The 16,782-nt window shown below is 57.8% G+C and carries 12 protein-coding genes and 2 pseudogenes; 12 read left to right on the top strand and 2 right to left on the bottom strand.

The features are described from left to right. The first annotated feature begins 152 nt into the window (after nt 1-152). The 11 genes and pseudogenes from ACFXS9_RS22205 (at nt 153) to ACFXS9_RS22155 (ending at nt 13,983) form a co-directional block, all read left to right on the top strand. On the top strand, nt 153-1,592 hold the full coding sequence (locus ACFXS9_RS22205) for an aldehyde dehydrogenase family protein (protein ID WP_392692065.1): 1,440 nt from the start codon (nt 153-155) through the stop codon (nt 1,590-1,592). A 271-nt stretch (nt 1,593-1,863) separates the two neighbouring features. Then, nucleotides 1,864-3,147, top strand: a complete 1,284-nt coding sequence (locus ACFXS9_RS22200) for a methylaspartate ammonia-lyase (RefSeq protein ID WP_392692062.1) — start codon at nt 1,864-1,866, stop codon at nt 3,145-3,147. After that, nucleotides 3,144-4,284: pseudogene (locus ACFXS9_RS22195) on the top strand (CaiB/BaiF CoA transferase family protein). Before ACFXS9_RS22200 ends, ACFXS9_RS22195 begins: the two are co-directional and overlap by 4 nt. Before the next feature lie 1,039 nt (nt 4,285-5,323). Further along, nucleotides 5,324-6,493: a M24 family metallopeptidase gene (locus tag ACFXS9_RS22190; protein WP_392692059.1), complete on the top strand. Its 1,170-nt coding sequence runs from the start codon at nt 5,324-5,326 to the stop codon at nt 6,491-6,493. Between the two features lie 199 nt (nt 6,494-6,692). Then, a complete protein-coding gene (locus tag ACFXS9_RS22185; protein ID WP_392692056.1) occupies nt 6,693-7,343 on the top strand; it encodes a hypothetical protein in 651 nt (216 codons plus the stop codon). 205 nt (nt 7,344-7,548) lie between these two features. Then, on the top strand, nt 7,549-8,754 hold the full coding sequence (locus ACFXS9_RS22180; protein ID WP_392692054.1) for a CaiB/BaiF CoA transferase family protein: 1,206 nt from the start codon (nt 7,549-7,551) through the stop codon (nt 8,752-8,754). Beyond that, on the top strand, nt 8,751-9,545 hold the full coding sequence (locus ACFXS9_RS22175) for an enoyl-CoA hydratase (RefSeq protein ID WP_392692051.1): 795 nt from the start codon (nt 8,751-8,753) through the stop codon (nt 9,543-9,545). The genes ACFXS9_RS22180 and ACFXS9_RS22175 overlap by 4 nt, the downstream gene beginning before the upstream one ends. Nucleotides 9,546-9,845: 300 nt before the next feature. Beyond that, nucleotides 9,846-10,703, top strand: a complete 858-nt coding sequence (locus ACFXS9_RS22170) for an alpha-hydroxy acid oxidase (protein ID WP_392699941.1) — start codon at nt 9,846-9,848, stop codon at nt 10,701-10,703. A 908-nt stretch (nt 10,704-11,611) separates the two neighbouring features. After that, nucleotides 11,612-11,908: an aminopeptidase P family N-terminal domain-containing protein gene (locus ACFXS9_RS22165; protein ID WP_392692048.1), complete on the top strand. Its 297-nt coding sequence runs from the start codon at nt 11,612-11,614 to the stop codon at nt 11,906-11,908. A gap of 29 nt (nt 11,909-11,937) precedes the next feature. Further along, nucleotides 11,938-13,386 (top strand): amidase, encoded by a 1,449-nt coding sequence (locus ACFXS9_RS22160; RefSeq protein ID WP_392692045.1) that lies wholly within the window; start codon nt 11,938-11,940, stop codon nt 13,384-13,386. A gap of 399 nt (nt 13,387-13,785) precedes the next feature. Then, a complete protein-coding gene (locus ACFXS9_RS22155; protein WP_392692043.1) occupies nt 13,786-13,983 on the top strand; it encodes a hypothetical protein in 198 nt (65 codons plus the stop codon). Nucleotides 13,984-14,207: 224 nt separating this feature from the next. Here the strand turns inward: ACFXS9_RS22155 and ACFXS9_RS22150 are convergent, their stop codons facing one another. Then, complete coding sequence (locus ACFXS9_RS22150; protein WP_057846620.1) at nt 14,208-15,551, bottom strand: IS1182 family transposase; 1,344 nt, start codon at nt 15,549-15,551, stop codon at nt 14,208-14,210. Nucleotides 15,552-15,612: 61 nt separating this feature from the next. Then, nucleotides 15,613-16,548, bottom strand: a complete 936-nt coding sequence (locus ACFXS9_RS22145) for a LysR family transcriptional regulator (protein ID WP_392692040.1) — start codon at nt 16,546-16,548, stop codon at nt 15,613-15,615. 43 nt (nt 16,549-16,591) lie between these two features. On the opposite strand from ACFXS9_RS22145, the pseudogene ACFXS9_RS22140 reads away from it, so the two are divergent. Then, a pseudogene (locus tag ACFXS9_RS22140) lies at nt 16,592-16,741 on the top strand (hypothetical protein); the annotation flags it as partial. Between the last annotated feature and the right edge of the window lie 41 nt (nt 16,742-16,782).

The raw sequence follows: 16,782 nt of genomic DNA, 5'->3' as shown, positions 1-16,782 counted from the left end.
CAAGCCATTAATGTCCGGTCACAGCAATCCGGCTGAAGTGACGACGCGGGCTGCTACCGGAGACAGTTAGCCTGAAGCTTGGTAAGCGGTACCTTAGCAACAGGCGTTAGCAAACAGCAAAGCGCACCCAACCGCACGGCGGTAATCGACGTATGTCCGATAGCCTGAACTATAAACTGTTCATCAATGGAGCATGGCGCTCGAGCGATGATGGCATCAATCGAGCCCTCATCAATCCCGCCACCGAGCAAGAATTCGGGCACGTTGCCGTTGCCTCCGCGTCGGATCTTGACGACGCCTTGAGATCTGCACAGGCCGGTCTGCTGCGTTGGTCCAATACACCGGCTAATGAACGGGGTAAGCTGCTCGTTCGCGCTGCGCGAATTCTAAATGGAAAGATCGAGGTTGCGGCAGCGGCACTTTCCGGAGAACAAGGTAAGACCACAGCTGAAGCGAAGGGCGAATACGCGCGTGCGATCGAAACGCTTAAGTGGAATGGTGCTCACGCTCAGGAACTGTCGGATCCGTTTCCGATCGACGAGGAAAGAATTATTGTCCCGGAACCGATTGGCGTGGTTGCTGCATTCACGCCGTGGAACTATCCAGCCGTCCTCAACGCCCGCAAGCTTGCCGCCCCTCTCGCGGCAGGTTGTCCAGTAATCCTGAAAGCGGCAGAAGAAACTCCAAGCGCCGGAACCTATATAATCGACGCTCTACGGGAAGCTGGGATTCCGCCCGGCGTTGTGAGTCTGGTTTTCGGAAATCCGCCAATGATCTCCGAACACCTGCTCCGGTCGCCAGTTGTCCGAGCTTTGTCCTTCACTGGTTCTACGCCGGTTGGCAAGCAGCTTGCGAAGATTGCCGCGAGCAATCTGCAGCGCTGCGTTCTAGAGCTCGGCGGCCACTCCCCTGTCGTTGTCTTTCAAGACGCAGACATCTCGAAGACTGTTTCCGCAATTTCCGAATACAAGTTTGAGTGCGCAGGTCAGAGTTGCAATGCTCCCAGTCGCATTCTAGTCGCCCGACCGATTTATAAGGAGTTTTTGGCAAGGCTCGTTCAGGCAGCAGAAGAGATCAGGGTTGGCCGGCCCGACGATCCCGAGACAGACATGGGACCAATGGCGAATGCGAGACGCATTGAAGCCATGGCACGCCTGACGAAGGATGCTGTCAATCGCGGAGCAAGGGTCGAAACCGGCGGTAGACGCATTGGTCGAGCGGGCTTTTATTGGGCACCTACAATTCTAAGCAACGTGCCCCCTGAATCGCAGGTGCTTCGCGAAGAGCCATTCGGACCGATTCTGACGGTCGCCCCCTTCACCACGATCGAAGAGGCAATTGAGGCGGCTAACGCAACCGAATACGGGCTTGCCTCCTATTTCTTCAGCGACTCCCCTGAGATTCAGCAGCGAATGATCCGCAGCCTTGCGGCGGGTGCTATCAGCATCAACTATCTCAAGGGCGTGTCGGCGGATGCACCAAACGCTGGGGTTAAACAGAGCGGTTATGGTTACGAAGGTGGTGTGGAAGGGGTAAGGGCTTTCCAAAACCTGAAGCTCGTTAACGCTACCAAAGCTGTGGCTGTCGGATGAGGGGCCAAGCACCTCAGCCAGCGTTAGAACGTCGAAGCGTTTTCTCTGGCGCAGCCAAGAGCTGGGGCCGCGATTTTATACTGTTTCTCGGGCGGAATTGGTTCGCAGAACTAAGACACCTACCGGATTGATCGGCAAATGGAAGCCAAGACTCCTTCTAAAATGCTGGGGACCGATGTTGATTGGCTATTACATTGCGATGTGGGTCGGTAGGGGGTTTCTTCAAGATCAATGGCAATCCGGATAGCAAGAAGCGTAGAGTGAGTCCGCGATGAAAAACTCCCCCACCATAAGAGATATTATTCTGGCTCCCGGAAACGGAAGCTTTTTCTATGATGACCAAACTGCAATACGGGCCGGCGCTGCTCATGATGGCTTTCGCTATCTGGGGGCGGCCCGGACGCCTGGCTTCACAACCATCCGTATGCCATCGCGTTCGCTCGGCATCGGTCTTGTGTTGTCAGACGATGTCATCGTGTGGGGCGATATGATGGGCGTCCAATATTCAGGCGCAGGCGGTCGTGATCCGGTTTTTCAGGTCGACACAATTGAAGCACTCACCAGATCTGTTGTGATCCCGCGGCTTCTCGGTGCCGATGTGTCTAATTTCCTAGGTGCTTGTGAACGTGTCTTCGCATACCATGAGGACAAGCGGCTACCTCTCGCCATCGAATATGGCGTCAGCCAAGCTTTGCTTCGTGCTGCCGCGGATCATGCTCGGACCACACTTGCCGAGGTGATCTGCTCGGAATTTTACTTACCAGTGCCGGACAAACCAGTTCCGATCTATGCTCAGAGTGGGGATTCGAGGGAACTCAACGTCGATAAAATGATCCTCAAGTCTGTGGACGTGCTTCCACACGGATTGATCAACTCGCGGGAAAAGTTCGGTGTTTCAGGCGAGAAGTTTCGTGATTTCGTCAAATGGGTCGCCAAACGCACAACAGAAATCGGAGAGCCCGGGTACCATCCTGTCCTGCATTTTGACGTTTACGGTTGGATTGGGCTGGAGATCGGTATGGAGGCGCAAAAAATTGCCGATTTCATCGCGCGCCTTGCGGATGACGTCCCGGGCTATCGGCTTCATATCGAATGCCCCGCAGATTTTGGATCAACGGAAGCTCAGCTAGAGGAGTACGCCAAGATCGTTGCACTTCTGGACAGGCGCGGTACAGAAGCCCGGGTTGTGGTCGATGAGCGATGCAATACGCTTGATGAAATCCGGCTCTTCGCCAGATCGAAAGCGGCTCATCTAGTTCAGATCAAGATGCCTGACGTTGGTTCGATCGCCGACTCAGCCAGAGGCGTGTTGGTCTGCAAAGAAAATGGAGTCGGTGCATATCTCGGTGGAAGCTGCACCGAAACAGACCTATCGGCGAGGGCTGCGGTCAACATTGCTGTGGCTACACAGGCTGACATGATGCTTGCAAAGCCTGGGATGGGCGTCGATGAGGGCATCTCCATCGTCGGAAATGAACAGAGCAGACTAATTTCTATCCTCAACTATAGAAATTCCCAGAACTCCCTTCAGAATGGCAGAGCGGCATCCGCATGAGAAAGGCGCTCGAAGGTATTACCGTAGTTGCTGTCGAGCAGGCGGTAGCAGCGCCTTATGCTTCTTGCCGCCTTGCGGATGCTGGGGCGCGTGTAATCAAAGTCGAACGTCCAGAGGGTGATTTCGCGCGAGATTACGATAAGCTTGTTCAGGGCCAGAGTGCGTATTTCGTTTGGTTAAATCGCGGGAAAGAATCTATCTGCCTCGACCTGACAGTCGAGGAAAATCATGCAGTTCTCGATGCGATGGTAACTAAGGCGGATGTCTTCATTCAAAATCTTAAACCTGGTAGCATCAGAAAGCTGGGCTTCGGTTCCGCAGATCTTTTCCCGCCTGATAACCTGTGACATCTCCGGATTCGGCGATAGCGGTGCCCTATCGCACTTGAAAGCGTATGACCTGATCGTGCAAGCGGAGACCGGGCTTTGTGCCATAACCGGGACAGCTCATGGCCCGGCGCGGGTCGGCGTTTCTGTGTGTGATATTGCAGCTGGTATGACTGCTCTCAATGCCATTCTGCAGGCGCTGCTCCAGCGCGAGCGCACCGGGAAGGGAACGAGTATTCAAATATCGCTTTTTGATGCCATCGCGGACTGGATGAATGTTCCGGTGCTCCAGTTTGATTACAGCAGCTACCACACTGCGCGGGCCGGCGTGAACCATCCATCTCTAGCGCCATATGGAGCATACCGCTGTGCCGACGGGAAGGACATTATCTTCTCCGTTCAAAATGACCGCGAATGGGTCAATTTCTGCACCAAATTCCTCAAGCGACCGGAACTCATCCGCGCCCCTGGTTTGGCCGATAACACTGAGCGGATCAAGAACAGGGCTAACCTAGATGAAATCGTCGCTGATCGGTTTACGCAAATGTCGAGCGACGAAGCGATGAGGGAGCTGGAGGCTGCCGGAATTGCGTATGGGCGGCTCAACCAAATAGAGGACGTATCCCGTCATCCACATCTACGACGGGTACCGGTGTATACGCCGGAAGGCCAAATTCACGCGATCGCGCCAGGCGCGATCTTTGATGGAGAAAAGGCGCCGGTATTGCGACCTGTTCCCGCTCGTGGAGCCCATTCTGCGACATTGCGTAAGGAGTTTGGGAATCCCTCCCAGCAGCAGACGGCCGGTTAGTCATTCACTTGCCCTCGTATGCGCACATCGATTGGGTAACCTCCGTCGCGTGCTCCGACGCTCCGTCAACACGCACCAGAGCTGGTAATCCGATGACCACGAAGTGGCGTAATATGTTCGTACGCGCCGAGATCGTGATGCGCGATGACACGCGCGTCGAAGCTAAAGCAGAGTTCGTACTGGGAAATCCATGGACAATCGAGACAGTATGGGGCGACGAGCACGTAATCGAAAGTTTCGTGCCGTAACGGGGCCATCTGCAGCGCGCGCAAACCAGGTCAGCCAGTCTGTAATGAACATCGAAATGCAGCCAGACGTGGAGTCGATCGTATCAGTGCTACGCGAATTCAGAGCTGGATAGTGCGGCGATGCTCGCCGAGCTCGGAATGAAGGTCGCGTTCACCCCCTGGCCGACGTCTTCATCGCCCGGGCCCTTGTGGCGCTGCCGTTCACGTCGAGGGACGTGCAGCGCCTGACAAGCGACATTAATAGCAATGAGGGGCGGGCATCCGCGAGCTCCGGCGCCGCTGTCTTCAAATCAAGCAGCGGAGGGTTGGACGCAATCAGGCGTAAAAACCTCGCATTATCACTATGTGACGCGGGATTTCAGCTATATGGGTGCCTATATTAGGGCAATTCGGCCTTAGCGTTGGGCAAGATGTGCCCCGAGCTCACGTGCTAATTCGCCAACTCATATAGGGCGGCCTACTTTGAGTGGAAATACGAGCAAGGTTTCACGCCCGTATGAAGGGCTGACAACGCCGTCAAAGGCGGTCTATCCCATCGGTCCAGCCTGCTCTCCTAGGGCGGGGTGTCCTTCAACCGTGCCCAAGGACGACGCATCGCTCTGTCTTCACAAAGGGCGAGATGCAAATCGTCATCGCCGATCTCGCCGGCATCCGGGACGCCGCCATCGCCACGCGTGCCTTCGTGCGGCGGAGCTTTGCGCGCAAGGCATGTGGGGCCTTGGCGCGCGTGAGTGGGAGTCGAACTGAGGCCTTGCCAATTTCAACGTCGTCAACCCGATGGAGCTAAGATAATGCCAATCAGCAAAGGACCGCAGGCCTTTCCGAGAACGGAGTATCTGCGCAGACTAGCTGCAGTGAAATCTCAAATGGCTCGACGGAAAATAGAGACTCTGGTCGTGACCAGCTGGTCCAACATTACGTATCTGACAGGTAGCCTGAGCCGAATGCACGCCATGCATGCTCTTGTAGTTACGCTCCGTGAAGAAGAGCCGACTATGATTGTCCGTAGCATGGATGGACCTGGGGTTATCCATCACACATTTATGGATCGCAGCAAGGTAGTTGCGTACTCGGAAAGCTTCGTTGCCAATCCCGCCAAGAACGGCTTCGACGCGGTGATTGATTTCATCTTTGAGCTTGGAGTCGCAGAAAAGGGCGTCGGACTTGAGCTGGGTAACCTTACGGCCCAAGTGGCAGAGAAATTCAAGTCACGCTTGTCGAATGCGAATATAGTGGATTGCACAAAAGTCGTAGATTGGATCCGCATTGTCAAATCCGATCTGGAGATATCAGTTATGCGGGAAGCGGCGGCTATTGCAGACGCAGCGATCATGAGGGCGGCTGAAGTAATCCGGCCTGGTGTACGGGAAGGTGACGCCGCCGCCGAGATTATGGCAACTCAAGTACGTGGCGCTTCAGGAGGTCCCAACGCAACAAACATGAAGCCCTTCTTGATGTGTACGTCACCTCGGACCGGTACGGCGCACATTTTGTGGAGCGAGGATGTTTTCCGCGAAGGTTCACAAATCAACATCGAGCTTAGTGGCATGCGATATAACTACACTGCCGCAATTATGCGTACCTTCTCAATTGGTAAGGCTTCCGACCGCCTGCGCCGCGTACATGAAGCGGAGCTCGCAGGCCTTGAGGCCGCTTTGAACACGGTTCGGCCCGGGCGTACCTGTAGCGATGTCGCCAGCGCTTTCTATCGAGCCAGTGAAAGCATGGGCGTAGCGAAGGAATCGAGATGTGGCTACTCCCTTGGTATCGATTGGCTGGAACCAACGGCGAGTCTCGCAAATGGCGACATGACAGAGTTGAAGCCCAACATGACCTTTCATTTGATGTTGGGTAACTGGCTTGACGAAGATTTCGGATATGTCATCAGTGAGTCAATCCGCGTAACGGAGACCGGCGTCGAAGTGTTGACGAAGGCGCCACGGAAGCTTTTCGAGCTTTGACTCGAAGCTATCAAGATTCTTCCGACCTCGAAGTAACAAAGCGACAGAGCCATCGAGCGACGGCATCTCTAGACTTTCCGGACTGAGTGACTAAGGAGCTTCCTCCTTGACATCGAAAACACCATGCTCCTTCGAAGTCCTGAGGACCGAGCGCGGGTTGCCGCCCAGCACCCCATCGCGGATTCTGCCTCCCGGCCACTTGCTGAACCCGGCTACCTTCGACGTTCCGGTTATCTCGACCGTCGAAGGAGCCAGCGTAGATGGGGTCTTCCGCGGCGACCCCGAACTCGATGCGGCCTGCATCGCTGCTGCGGAGCGCTTGGGCGAGCGAGGCCCCGTCACAATAAGCGCGTCCTGCGGCCTTTCTATCCGGCATCAGGCGGCCGTGGCGGCCTCGGCTAATGTCCCTGTAGCATTGTCAAGTCTGCTCCTGCTGCCGACGTTGCTCCGCCAGCCGCCGCCGGTCACCAAGATCGCCGTCTTAGTTGCTGATTCGATGTGCTTGGACGACGACATGGTCGATGTGGACAATCTCGAGCAGCGGGCCAGGCTGGTTATCGGCGGCATCGAAGGCGAGAGAGGTGTCGTCGTCTTCGCGCGCATCCAGGCCGCACATCCTGATATCGCGGCGGTGCCGCTCGAATGCACCAGGTTCCCGTTAGTAGCGCCAGCGATCCGCCGTATGAAGGGGTCGCCCATCTACGACATCATGACTCTCTGCCGGGATGGCGATGGCGGCCGTCACCCAAGGGGTATGGTTTATCTTTCCTGGTGGCCAAGAGGGTTTAGATTTCGATCGTCAATCAACGCGCGACAGAACGTTTGGCGCGGATTTTCGGCACTAGCATAGATGAAGGCTTCGACTCAGATAATGCAGAGGCTCGGGACTGTTTTGCGGTACCGCCGAGACGCCTGCCGAATAATTGTCCTGTTTAGGCATAAACGGATCGAACGTAACGGTGAGCGCCCGCCCGCCAAGGCAGGTGGACCAGCACACTTATGCGGAGTTGGATGTTCCGCACATCACGCTCGTGAGCTGAAGAAGGAAAACGGAAATGCCTTTGCCACTGGACGGTATGCGCGTCCTCGACCTCACAAACATCATGGCCGGCCCCTATTGCGCGATGGTCCTAGGCGACCTCGGCGCCGAGGTCATCAAGGTGGAAAGCCCAGAAGGCGACAGCACGCGCACCTTTGAGCCGCATGTCAATGGGGAATCGTACTGCTTCGCAGTGCTCAATCGCAACAAAAAGAGCATCTCTGTCGACATGAAGGCGCCCGAAGGTCGGGACATCCTCACGCGTATCGCGGCCCAAAGCGACATCGTGATCGAGAGTTTCCGCCCCGGCGTCGTGAAGAGGCTCGGCATCGACTATGAGAGCATCCGCAAGCTCAAGCCGGAGATCATTTATGCGTCGATCTCGGGCTTCGGGCAGACCGGCCCATGTGGTAAAAAGGGCGGATTCGACATCATCGCGCAGGGCATGTCCGGGATCATGATGATGACCGGCTACCCTGGCGGGCGACCGGCCAAGGTCGGCATCGCGATGAACGACATCGCCTGCGGCGTGACCGCCCTCTACGGCATCCTCGGTGCGTTCATCTCCAAGCTGCGTTACCGCACTGGGCAATACCTCGAAACCTCGCTGCTCGAAGCGGGCCTAGCATGGAGCATCTGGGAATTCGGCGCCTACTTCGGAAGCGGCGAGACGCCCAAAGCTACCGGCACGCGACATCGCCGATCCGCGCCCTACCAGGCGTTCCGCTCGAAGGACGGGTACGTGACGGTCGGCGCGAGCGGGGATAAGCTGTGGAAGGTTTTCTGCGAGCAGGTGGTCGGGCAACCGCAATGGCTTGACGACAAGCTCTTCGCGAGCAACCCGCTGCGCGTGAAGAACGTGGAGGCCCTACAGAAACTGATCGAATCGATCTTCACCACGCAGACGACAGCGTACTGGGTTGAGAAGCTCGATGCGGCCGGGGTGCCAGGCGGGCCGGTCTACACCTACAACCAGACACTCGCCGACCCGCAAGTGCTGCACCGGCAGATGGTCTACGACATCGACCATCCGAGAATCGGTTCCATGAAGACGCTAGGGCTGCCGCTAAAGTCTAATGGCCAGCTCACAAAGATCCGCAAGCCTGCGCCACTTCACGGCCAGCACACGCGCGAGGTGCTGCAACAGGCAGGCTATACCGATTCCGACATTGCTTCACTGATCGAGCGCAGTGTGGTGCACGAAAGCATGGTGACCGCATGAAACTCGCGACCGAAAAGATGATCGCGCAGAAGGAAGGCGCCATCGGCTGGATTACGTTCAACAATGCGGCGCGCCACAATGCGGTGTCGCTCTCGATGTGGAATGGGTTGTACGAAGCCGTCACCGCGTTTGCTGCGGACGGAGAGGTCCGATTGATCGTGCTGAAAGGTGCTGGCGAGAAGGCCTTTGTATCGGGCGCCGACATCTCGGAGTTCGAGCAGAACCGCTCGAGCGAGGAGACGGTACGCGGCTACGACGAGGTGGCGCATCGCGCCACCGAAGCGCTCACGAACGTGAACAAGCCGACGATCGCGATGATTCGTGGCTATTGCTTGGGCGGCGGCGTGTCGGTGGCGCTGTCATGCGATTTACGCATCGCGGGGGAGGGGGCAAGCTTTGCGGTGCCCGCGGCGAAATTGGGACTAGGCTATGCCTTCGAAGGCGTGCGCCGGTTGGTCGACGTGGTGGGCCCTTCCTTCACGCGTGAAATCTTCTACACGGCGCGGCAGTTCAGCGCTGACGAGGCGGCCGCCATGGGGTTAGTGAATCGCGTCGTCGCCATCGAGGAGCTCGAGTCGTACGTACGCGACTATGCAGCGAGGATCACAAATAACGCGCCGCTGACGGCGGCATCGGTCAAGACCTTGGTTGCGCAGGCGGTGAAAGACGAACCGGAGCGCGACAAGCGGCTTTGCCGCGAGGTAGTGGCACGCTGCTTCGCGAGCGAAGACTACAGTGAAGGCCGGCGTGCGTTTATGGAAAAGCGCAAGCCGAGGTTCACTGGCCGGTAAGTTGGGGCGCGCCTCGCACACCTCTAGTCTACCCTCGTGAGACGTAGGCCGCGCGGTGATCGAGCAAGGCAAGTACATCCAAGCGTTTCAGCCGCAACGCAGTACCCCGGCGGTACCGGCGACCCAATCCTGCACTACGCAGTAGTGAGGGCTCTGCCTGGTTTGCTTGTCGCCATAAGCGGCTTGGATCGCTGCTAATAGGATGCGTACTTTCCGCACCGCCGTGAAGCACGCCCGGATCGAAGGCTGCTGCGGCGAGGCCACGACGTGGAGCTGCATTTGCACCCTTTGAGGACGAGCATGCATGCGGGCCGGTTAATCGCCACGCCCGCAGGTTGCACAAGGGACGATGCGAATAGCTCCGCGTCTTACGCGCACGCTTCTGCTGCCTGCGTGGCATCCGAGAGTTTTTGGATTTTTGTGACTATAACGACGTTCCGGCCATCGGCCAGGCTTGAGTGGCAGGGCGTCTCGCATCCCGCTGGCTGTTTGGCACTTTCCTGCGCACGCTGGCGAGGCGTCGCATGCCGCATTTCGAGAACAACTACGCTACGCGCGGCGCGCCCATCCTGTCGCGCAACGTGCTGCGGGACCCTGAACTGGAAGCATTTCGAGATGATCCGCCGCCTATGGCCGGGCCAGCTCGTGATCAAGGGCGTGCTCCAGGCCTGCGACGCAAAGACGGCAGTGAGTGCGGGCGCCGAAGGCGTGATCGTCTCCAACCACGGCGGCCGGCAGCTCGACGGCGCGGCAGCGCCTTTGCGCGTGCTGCCGCGGGTCGTGGAAGCCTGTCCGGGCGTGCCGGTGATGCTCGACAGCGGCATTCGACGGGGCAGCGACGTGCTGAAGGCGTTGGCCCTCGGCGCGAAATTCGTGTTCGTCGGCCGGCCTTTCAGCTTCGCGGCGGCCGTCGCAGGCGAGGCCGGCGTGCTCAAGTGCACCGAGCTGCTCGAACTGGAGGTTTCGCGCAAAATGGCCATGCTGGGCATCACCGCGCTCGACAACTGCGTCCCGAATTCCTCATTCCTCACTGAAAGTCAATCGGCAATGATTGGTTTGCAGATCAAAGAATCGCGAGCGCAAAGGTGGCGGAGCGTTACTTCGCGGCATTCGCCTACAAGCCCGTCGCCAACGTCATCGACTGCATGTGGCGCATGACAGGGCGCGCAGATGAACGACCCGATCATCACGGTGAACACGTGCCTGGCTGACTCAGAAGGTACTATACCTCTTCGAGCCTAGTGACATCGTCGTGGACGGTGCGATTGGCCACGGCTCTGATCAGCGCGGGAGGCCTTCCCGGTGTACGCCGCCGGTATCACGCCTCGCTTGTGGCCCCGGCGAGATCAACATGCTGATTGCGATCGATGACTTGGTCATCGAGCGGCCGACCCGATTCGAGGCGACGCGAACGGCTTCCTTCGCGTGCCGTTCGCCGCTGTAAGGAAGGGTGTTCTTGGCTCGCGAGAACAAGCTGGCCGCGAGAAGCGGATGCGCGAGCAGCGGGGCGCTGCAAGCACTACACATCGTGAGCGGCTCAGAAGATCGGTTGCGGTCCCCCCGGGCTGAAGCGGTCTCGCCCAAGTCACTTCAGCGGCTTGGGACCCGTTGCGAGCCACTCCGCAAGCGCCTTGGCATAGAAGCGAGTTCCAGATCGAAAGCTCTCCGCGCTATCAACAGCTCGTTTAGTGTGGCTTAGGCGCCAACGGTTACCTGCCGATCACGGGTGATCAACTATTTTGACCCGACCAAACGGCACAACCGTCTTGCCTCGACCAACGGAGGACGCGCGCAAGGCACACAAGCTTCCCATTTCTGCGATCGGCGCAGCATTTCATCTACACGAGCGTTCACATTAGCGAAATTCGGTTTTGGAATCCAATAGGGTGGGCAACGCTGCGGGCACAGGAGTGGCCGTAGGCAATTTCACCGGGACTGGTCAGGGCGCATGCCACGCTTGCCTTCGTACGGAGCATGCAGTGGCCGGCAGCTCAGCCGAAATTTGACAACCATGATGACTGAGACGTTCGATAAATCAACTTAAACTACCCGATGTAGCCATGACAATGGCAATCAGCAAAGGATTGCACGCCGTCCCGAAAGCAGAGTACCTGCGCAGACTTTCCGCAGTGAAATCAGAAATGACACGGCGCGATATCAATGCGCTTGTCGCAACCAGCGCGGCCAATATTAGCTATCTCACGGGTAATCGAACACGGATAACCTCTCTGCACGGGATTGTGGTTACGATTCGCAAGGAGGAGCCAACGTTCATTGTGCGTCGCATCGACGTGCCGGGCGGCTGCTTCCATCAGACATTCCTAGAGCGCTTTCTTTCCAAATCATGCGAGCCATCGATCTGAATCAGCTCACCAAGCAAGGAAGTAATAAGATGAAATTGAGCGAATATGTCGTTCACGATGCAACCGGTTTGGCCTCTCTCGTGAAAAAGGGCGAAGTGACCCCGCTTGAGTTGACGCGGCGGGCCCGCGAGGCACACGACGAAATCAATCCTCGCATCAATGCCGTCATCGAGTTCTACGAAGACGCCGAGACTGTTGCGGGCGCGGACGGAGGGCCCTTCCATGGCGTACCTTTCCTTCGCAAAGATGTCGGGTGCACCGAAGCGGGCCGCCTCCAAGAACAAGGAAGCCGTCTGTTCAAAGGCCATCGCCCTAAGACCGATAGCTATTTTTTTCATCGTGCGCGGGACGCCGGCCTCCGCACTCTCGGAAGAACAACAACATCAGAGCTTGGCACATCCGGATTCACAGAATCCATTCTCAACGGAATCACTCGCAATCCATGGAATGTCGAGCGCTCCGCCGGTGGCTCCTCCGGGGGATCCGCGGCGGCCGTGGCCGCCGGCATTACTCCTATTGCGCATGGCAACGATGGCGGCGGGTCAATTCGCGTCCCAGCCGCCTGGTGCGGCGTTGTCGGACTGAACCCATCCCGGGGCCGCATTTCCGGCGGTCCAAACAACCAGGACGCTTCGTTTGGCATACCGCGCGAGTTTGTTCTAAGTCGGACCGTGCGCGACATGGCCGCCGCGCTTGACGTGTTTTCCGGTTCCTATCCCGGCGATCCTTTTATCATCGTCCAGCCAAACCGTAGCTATGTAGATGAACTTTCGCAGCCCACGGGGCGGCTGAGAGTGGGCGTTGCCAGGACCAAATGGGGCGAGATCGATGTTGAGCCCGAAGTACTGAACGCTGTCGACTCGGCGGCTGCACTTCTTGAAGAAATGGGGCACATCGTGACGGAAATTGACCCGCCTTGTGAGCCTGCGGAGCGCAAGAGGCTGCGCACGATAATAATGCAAGGAAGGTCCAGCCTCAGCGGAGCTTCACTTGTAGGCGCGGCACGGACTATGGGCCGTGCAATCAACGACGACACTTTGGAGCCGGTGAATCTCAAGCTCTACGAACATAATCAAAACTCACAACTATCGCACTTCGTGGACTTATTGGAGGCCCTTCGGGCTTTGCGGTTCCGTGTCGGGGAGGCGATCCACCCGTTTAACATTCTGCTGACACCCACGATGCCAACCGTGGCGCTACCGCATGGCACAGGTACTTGTACAACGAACCCAACCCTCTCCGTCAAGGAGTTCATGGAAGCGAATGAGGCACTATATGCGTATCTTGGGATATTCAACGTAACGGGACATCCATCGGTTTCGCTACCTTTGGCACAAAGTCACAGCGGGCTGCCAATCGGTCTTCAGATCGTCGGCCGCTTTGGCGACGAAGCCACCTTGGTCCGCATCGCACGCGATCTGGAGGAAGCCAGACCTTGGACTCACCGTCGACCAAGTATTCGAGCAGGAGGGATCTGATCAATCAATTACCGGCTCAATGAGCGCTCTAGCGTCGGATGATGGAGGACACGAGAGCGGCAGTGCAAGATCTGCACTACTCCGGTGATCATGTCGACTATTGAGTAATGCTTATCCGGTCGTTTCGTAATCGGCGGGACTTCCTCATCCACGTCTCCCAGAATGGCTTTGCTTTTATCAAAGCCAATGAAGAGCTTACTGCAACGGTTGCGGGTCGCCTGGTGTTGACCTGCAGTCGCCCTGACATCGCCTGCATTCGCGATGCTGTACTTTTGTGCGATTCGTATCGACTACTCGCAAGGGTGTTCCCGTAGTGATTGGTTGGGGTATTTCGAGTGCGGTTATGTCTCACGAGCACATCTGAAATCACTCGCGCTTCCAATCGGAAATCTTGTCGTCTTGTCGCTTGTTGTTTTTGGTATCTTGCAGTTCGATGACGTCGCTCGGATTGGCATTTATCCCGAAAATTTGTCGGCTGTTCTAGCCACGGTTTCGCCAGGTCTGATTGCCACGCTCGCCGCAGCGGTTTTGATGGGACGCGAATTCTGGCATCTGTCAGATAAATCAAGGACCGCAGATCCAGCAGCCGAGAAATAGTACTAGCGCTGCTCGCCACTGGATCCGACTGTTCAGATCTCGGGGTTCCCCGGTGGGCAACGGCATCGTCCGCGTGTTGGAGGCCAGGGCTCACAACGGGCATCTACATGACATGCAGAATGCGCAGCCCCCGTCGAGATCACTGCGTCACCTGGTCATAAGAAAGATCCTAGGAGCCTGTCCAGTTAGCTTTGGGAAGGCAGTTTTATCTTGATAATGGCGGCTCAGGCGGCCCTTGCGAGCTTGACGAGGTTGTGAGCGGTGCAGATGAGCGCCCATTCTGCGCTGACCTTTTCGATGCCGCGCAGCAGGAATTGCCTGAACCCTCTTGCCTGTTTGATCTGTCCGAAGACGGCTTCGACGATCTGCTTGCGCAAGCGGTAGCGACTTCGGTAGCCGGCGCGCTTGAGCTTGGTGCTCATCCTGGCGATCAGCGAGCCGGGTCTTGAAGCCTTTTTCGCGGTGGCGGATTTGGTGCCGTGCTTCTGCCTTCCGGTGGCGATGTAGCCCTCGATGCGCCGCCGTTTGATCGTGCGAAGATTGGCGTCGGAGCAGTAGCCGGCGTCGGCCGATACTTCGTCGGGATTGGTCCCCAGATTGGCCCTGATCCCGTCGAGCAACGGCGCCAGTTGCGCCTGATCGCTGGAGGAACTGGTCAGCGTCTGCGCCACGATGATCTGATGGGCACCATCGACCGCGGCCTGGGCGTTGTAGCCCTGGATGTAACCGTCCTTGGTCTTCAGGATGCGGCTTTCCGGGTCGGTGAAATTGCGTTGCGCCTTGCCGTCGGGCTCCGTGTTCGGCGGCGCGGACGTCTTGCCGTTCTTTTTGCCCCCTTCGGCGATGCGGCGCTCCTCGGCTTCGGCCCGCGCCTTGCGCTCCGCCTCGGCTGCGGCCTTGGCTTCGGCCTCCAGCGCGGCCTTGGCCTCGCGGATCTTCTCAAGCCGCTTCTGCTTGTCGGCCACCCAATCGGGCATCTCGTCGCCGCGCTTGTCGCCGTAGAGCTTATCCTCCTGCGCATCGGCGGCCTCCGCCGCCTTGAGCCAGCGGTCGACCTCCGCTGCAAGCTCCGCTTCCCGCTTCTTCATGCGATCATAGCTCATCGCCTTGTGCTTGGACGCGTTCGCCTTGATCTTGGTGCCGTCGAGCGCAACGTGCCCGAGCTTCACCAACCCGGCCTTCTCGGCCAGCTTCAACACCTGCACGAACAGGTCGGCCAGCGCCTTCAGGTGCCGCCGCCGGAACTCTGAGATCGTGCGGAAATCCGGCGCATCGCCCGCCACGATCATCATGAAATCCGCCCGCTCCACCGCCGCCCTGGCGATCCGCCGCGACGAGTAGATACCGCTCGCGTAGCCGTGCAGAAGCAGCGCCGTCAGCATCCGAGGATCGAACGGCGGCTGCCCCAGCCCGCTTCGGTAGCTGCCTATGATCGCCGATAGATCAAGGCTTTCCCTGACCAGCGACACGATCAGCCGCGAAACGTGGTCCCTCGGCACATAATCCTGCACGCTCGGCGGCAGAAGCTGGGCCTCGTCGATCTTCCAGGGGCGAAATTCCTTGCTCATGGCTGCGCAAGGAATCAGACTCGCTCCCTCTTGACCAGTCACTACTCAGACAGGCTCCTAGCTAGGTGCTATTGATCGTTCCTCTTACAAAGTAACTTGAGGCCGCAGCCTTGTTCATCTCTTGCCTTAGTTGCTCGGCAAATTGCCGGGCCAGACGTGATGGCGGCCGAAAGCTGGAATTCAGCAGCGCAACACGTTGGGGCACGGTCGGTCGAAACCTAACAAGTACGCGTCGTTCATCACGGACGACCCAGCTGGGCCAGGGATCGATCAGGGCGATACAGCGCCCAGAAGCAGCAGCCGCGAACGCCACAGCCGAGCTATTTGCCTCCATTACCACTTGCATCTTGATACCGGCCGCTTCGAAGCACTCCCGAATTAAATAACTAGCCGGCGCGCCGACATACGTAACGATCAGGGGGTGACCATCGAGATCGCGTGGGGTGACAAAATCATATGTCTCGAAGACATGGCCGCGATGAACTGCTGCGACGATCTCGCTTTCGCCGATTATCTCAACGTCCAGGTCGCGATCCTCTACGGGCCCGTGCAAAAGCCCAAGATCCACCTGATGATGGGCCGCCGCCTTGATGACCTCAGCACGGGACCCCGTGACCACCCTCAGTTTCACATGCGGTGCTCTTAGTTGCAGAGCCACGGCCGCTTGAACGACGACAGATGTCGCCAACGTCGGAATCACCGCGATCGAAACTTGCCCGGCTTCTCCGCAACGGAAGTCCTCAACCCGATCTTCGAAGGCCGTCACGTGCGTGAAAAGGCGTGTCGCTTCCTCGTAGAGGCGGGTCGCGTCTTCTGTCGGAACAAGCCGGCGCCGCTCGCGCCCGAATAATACCAGCCCGACATCCTGCTCTAGCTCAACCAAAGCTTTGCTAACTGCAGGCTGGGTGACTCCGAGCTTTATCGAGGCAGCCGTTACGCTACGCGTCTCGAATACAGCCCTGAACACTTCCAGCAGTCTTAGGTTGAGACGCCTCATTATCGACCGGTTATCTAGTCCGTAGAACTATTCATTAGACAGAATGTTTCGGACGCGCAACTCTGGAGACGAAGTTCAAGGAGCGGGAAGGACTGACATGCTGCTGTTCGAGAGGTCGGAATATTTGGCACGCGTCGCTCGGGTGAAGAAAGCGATGACGCAGCGCGGCATCGATCTTCTGTTGGTGGCTTCGCCGGCAAACCAATTCTGGCTTACCGGTTACGACGGGTGGTC

Origin of the sequence: Bradyrhizobium sp. RDI18, from assembly GCF_043203335.1 — a bacterium.
GTDB lineage: Bacteria > Pseudomonadota > Alphaproteobacteria > Rhizobiales > Xanthobacteraceae > Bradyrhizobium > Bradyrhizobium retamae.
Note: the sequence above shows the minus strand (reverse complement) of the source record. Positions and strands in the feature narration are given on the sequence as shown.

Bases quoted from the DNA above. Each gene is read 5' to 3' on its own strand.
- ACFXS9_RS22205 (WP_392692065.1), top strand. From the start codon at position 153: ATGTCCGATAGCCTGAACTATAAACTGTTCATCAATGGAGCATGGCGC.
- ACFXS9_RS22200 (WP_392692062.1), top strand. From the start codon at position 1,864: ATGAAAAACTCCCCCACCATAAGAGATATTATTCTGGCTCCCGGAAAC.
- ACFXS9_RS22190 (WP_392692059.1), top strand. From the start codon at position 5,324: ATGCCAATCAGCAAAGGACCGCAGGCCTTTCCGAGAACGGAGTATCTG.
- ACFXS9_RS22180 (WP_392692054.1), top strand. From the start codon at position 7,549: ATGCCTTTGCCACTGGACGGTATGCGCGTCCTCGACCTCACAAACATC.
- ACFXS9_RS22175 (WP_392692051.1), top strand. From the start codon at position 8,751: ATGAAACTCGCGACCGAAAAGATGATCGCGCAGAAGGAAGGCGCCATC.
- ACFXS9_RS22170 (WP_392699941.1), top strand. From the start codon at position 9,846: ATGCATGCGGGCCGGTTAATCGCCACGCCCGCAGGTTGCACAAGGGAC.
- ACFXS9_RS22165 (WP_392692048.1), top strand. From the start codon at position 11,612: ATGGCAATCAGCAAAGGATTGCACGCCGTCCCGAAAGCAGAGTACCTG.
- ACFXS9_RS22160 (WP_392692045.1), top strand. From the start codon at position 11,938: ATGAAATTGAGCGAATATGTCGTTCACGATGCAACCGGTTTGGCCTCT.
- ACFXS9_RS22150 (WP_057846620.1), bottom strand. From the start codon at position 15,551: ATGAGCAAGGAATTTCGCCCCTGGAAGATCGACGAGGCCCAGCTTCTG.
- ACFXS9_RS22145 (WP_392692040.1), bottom strand. From the start codon at position 16,548: ATGAGGCGTCTCAACCTAAGACTGCTGGAAGTGTTCAGGGCTGTATTC.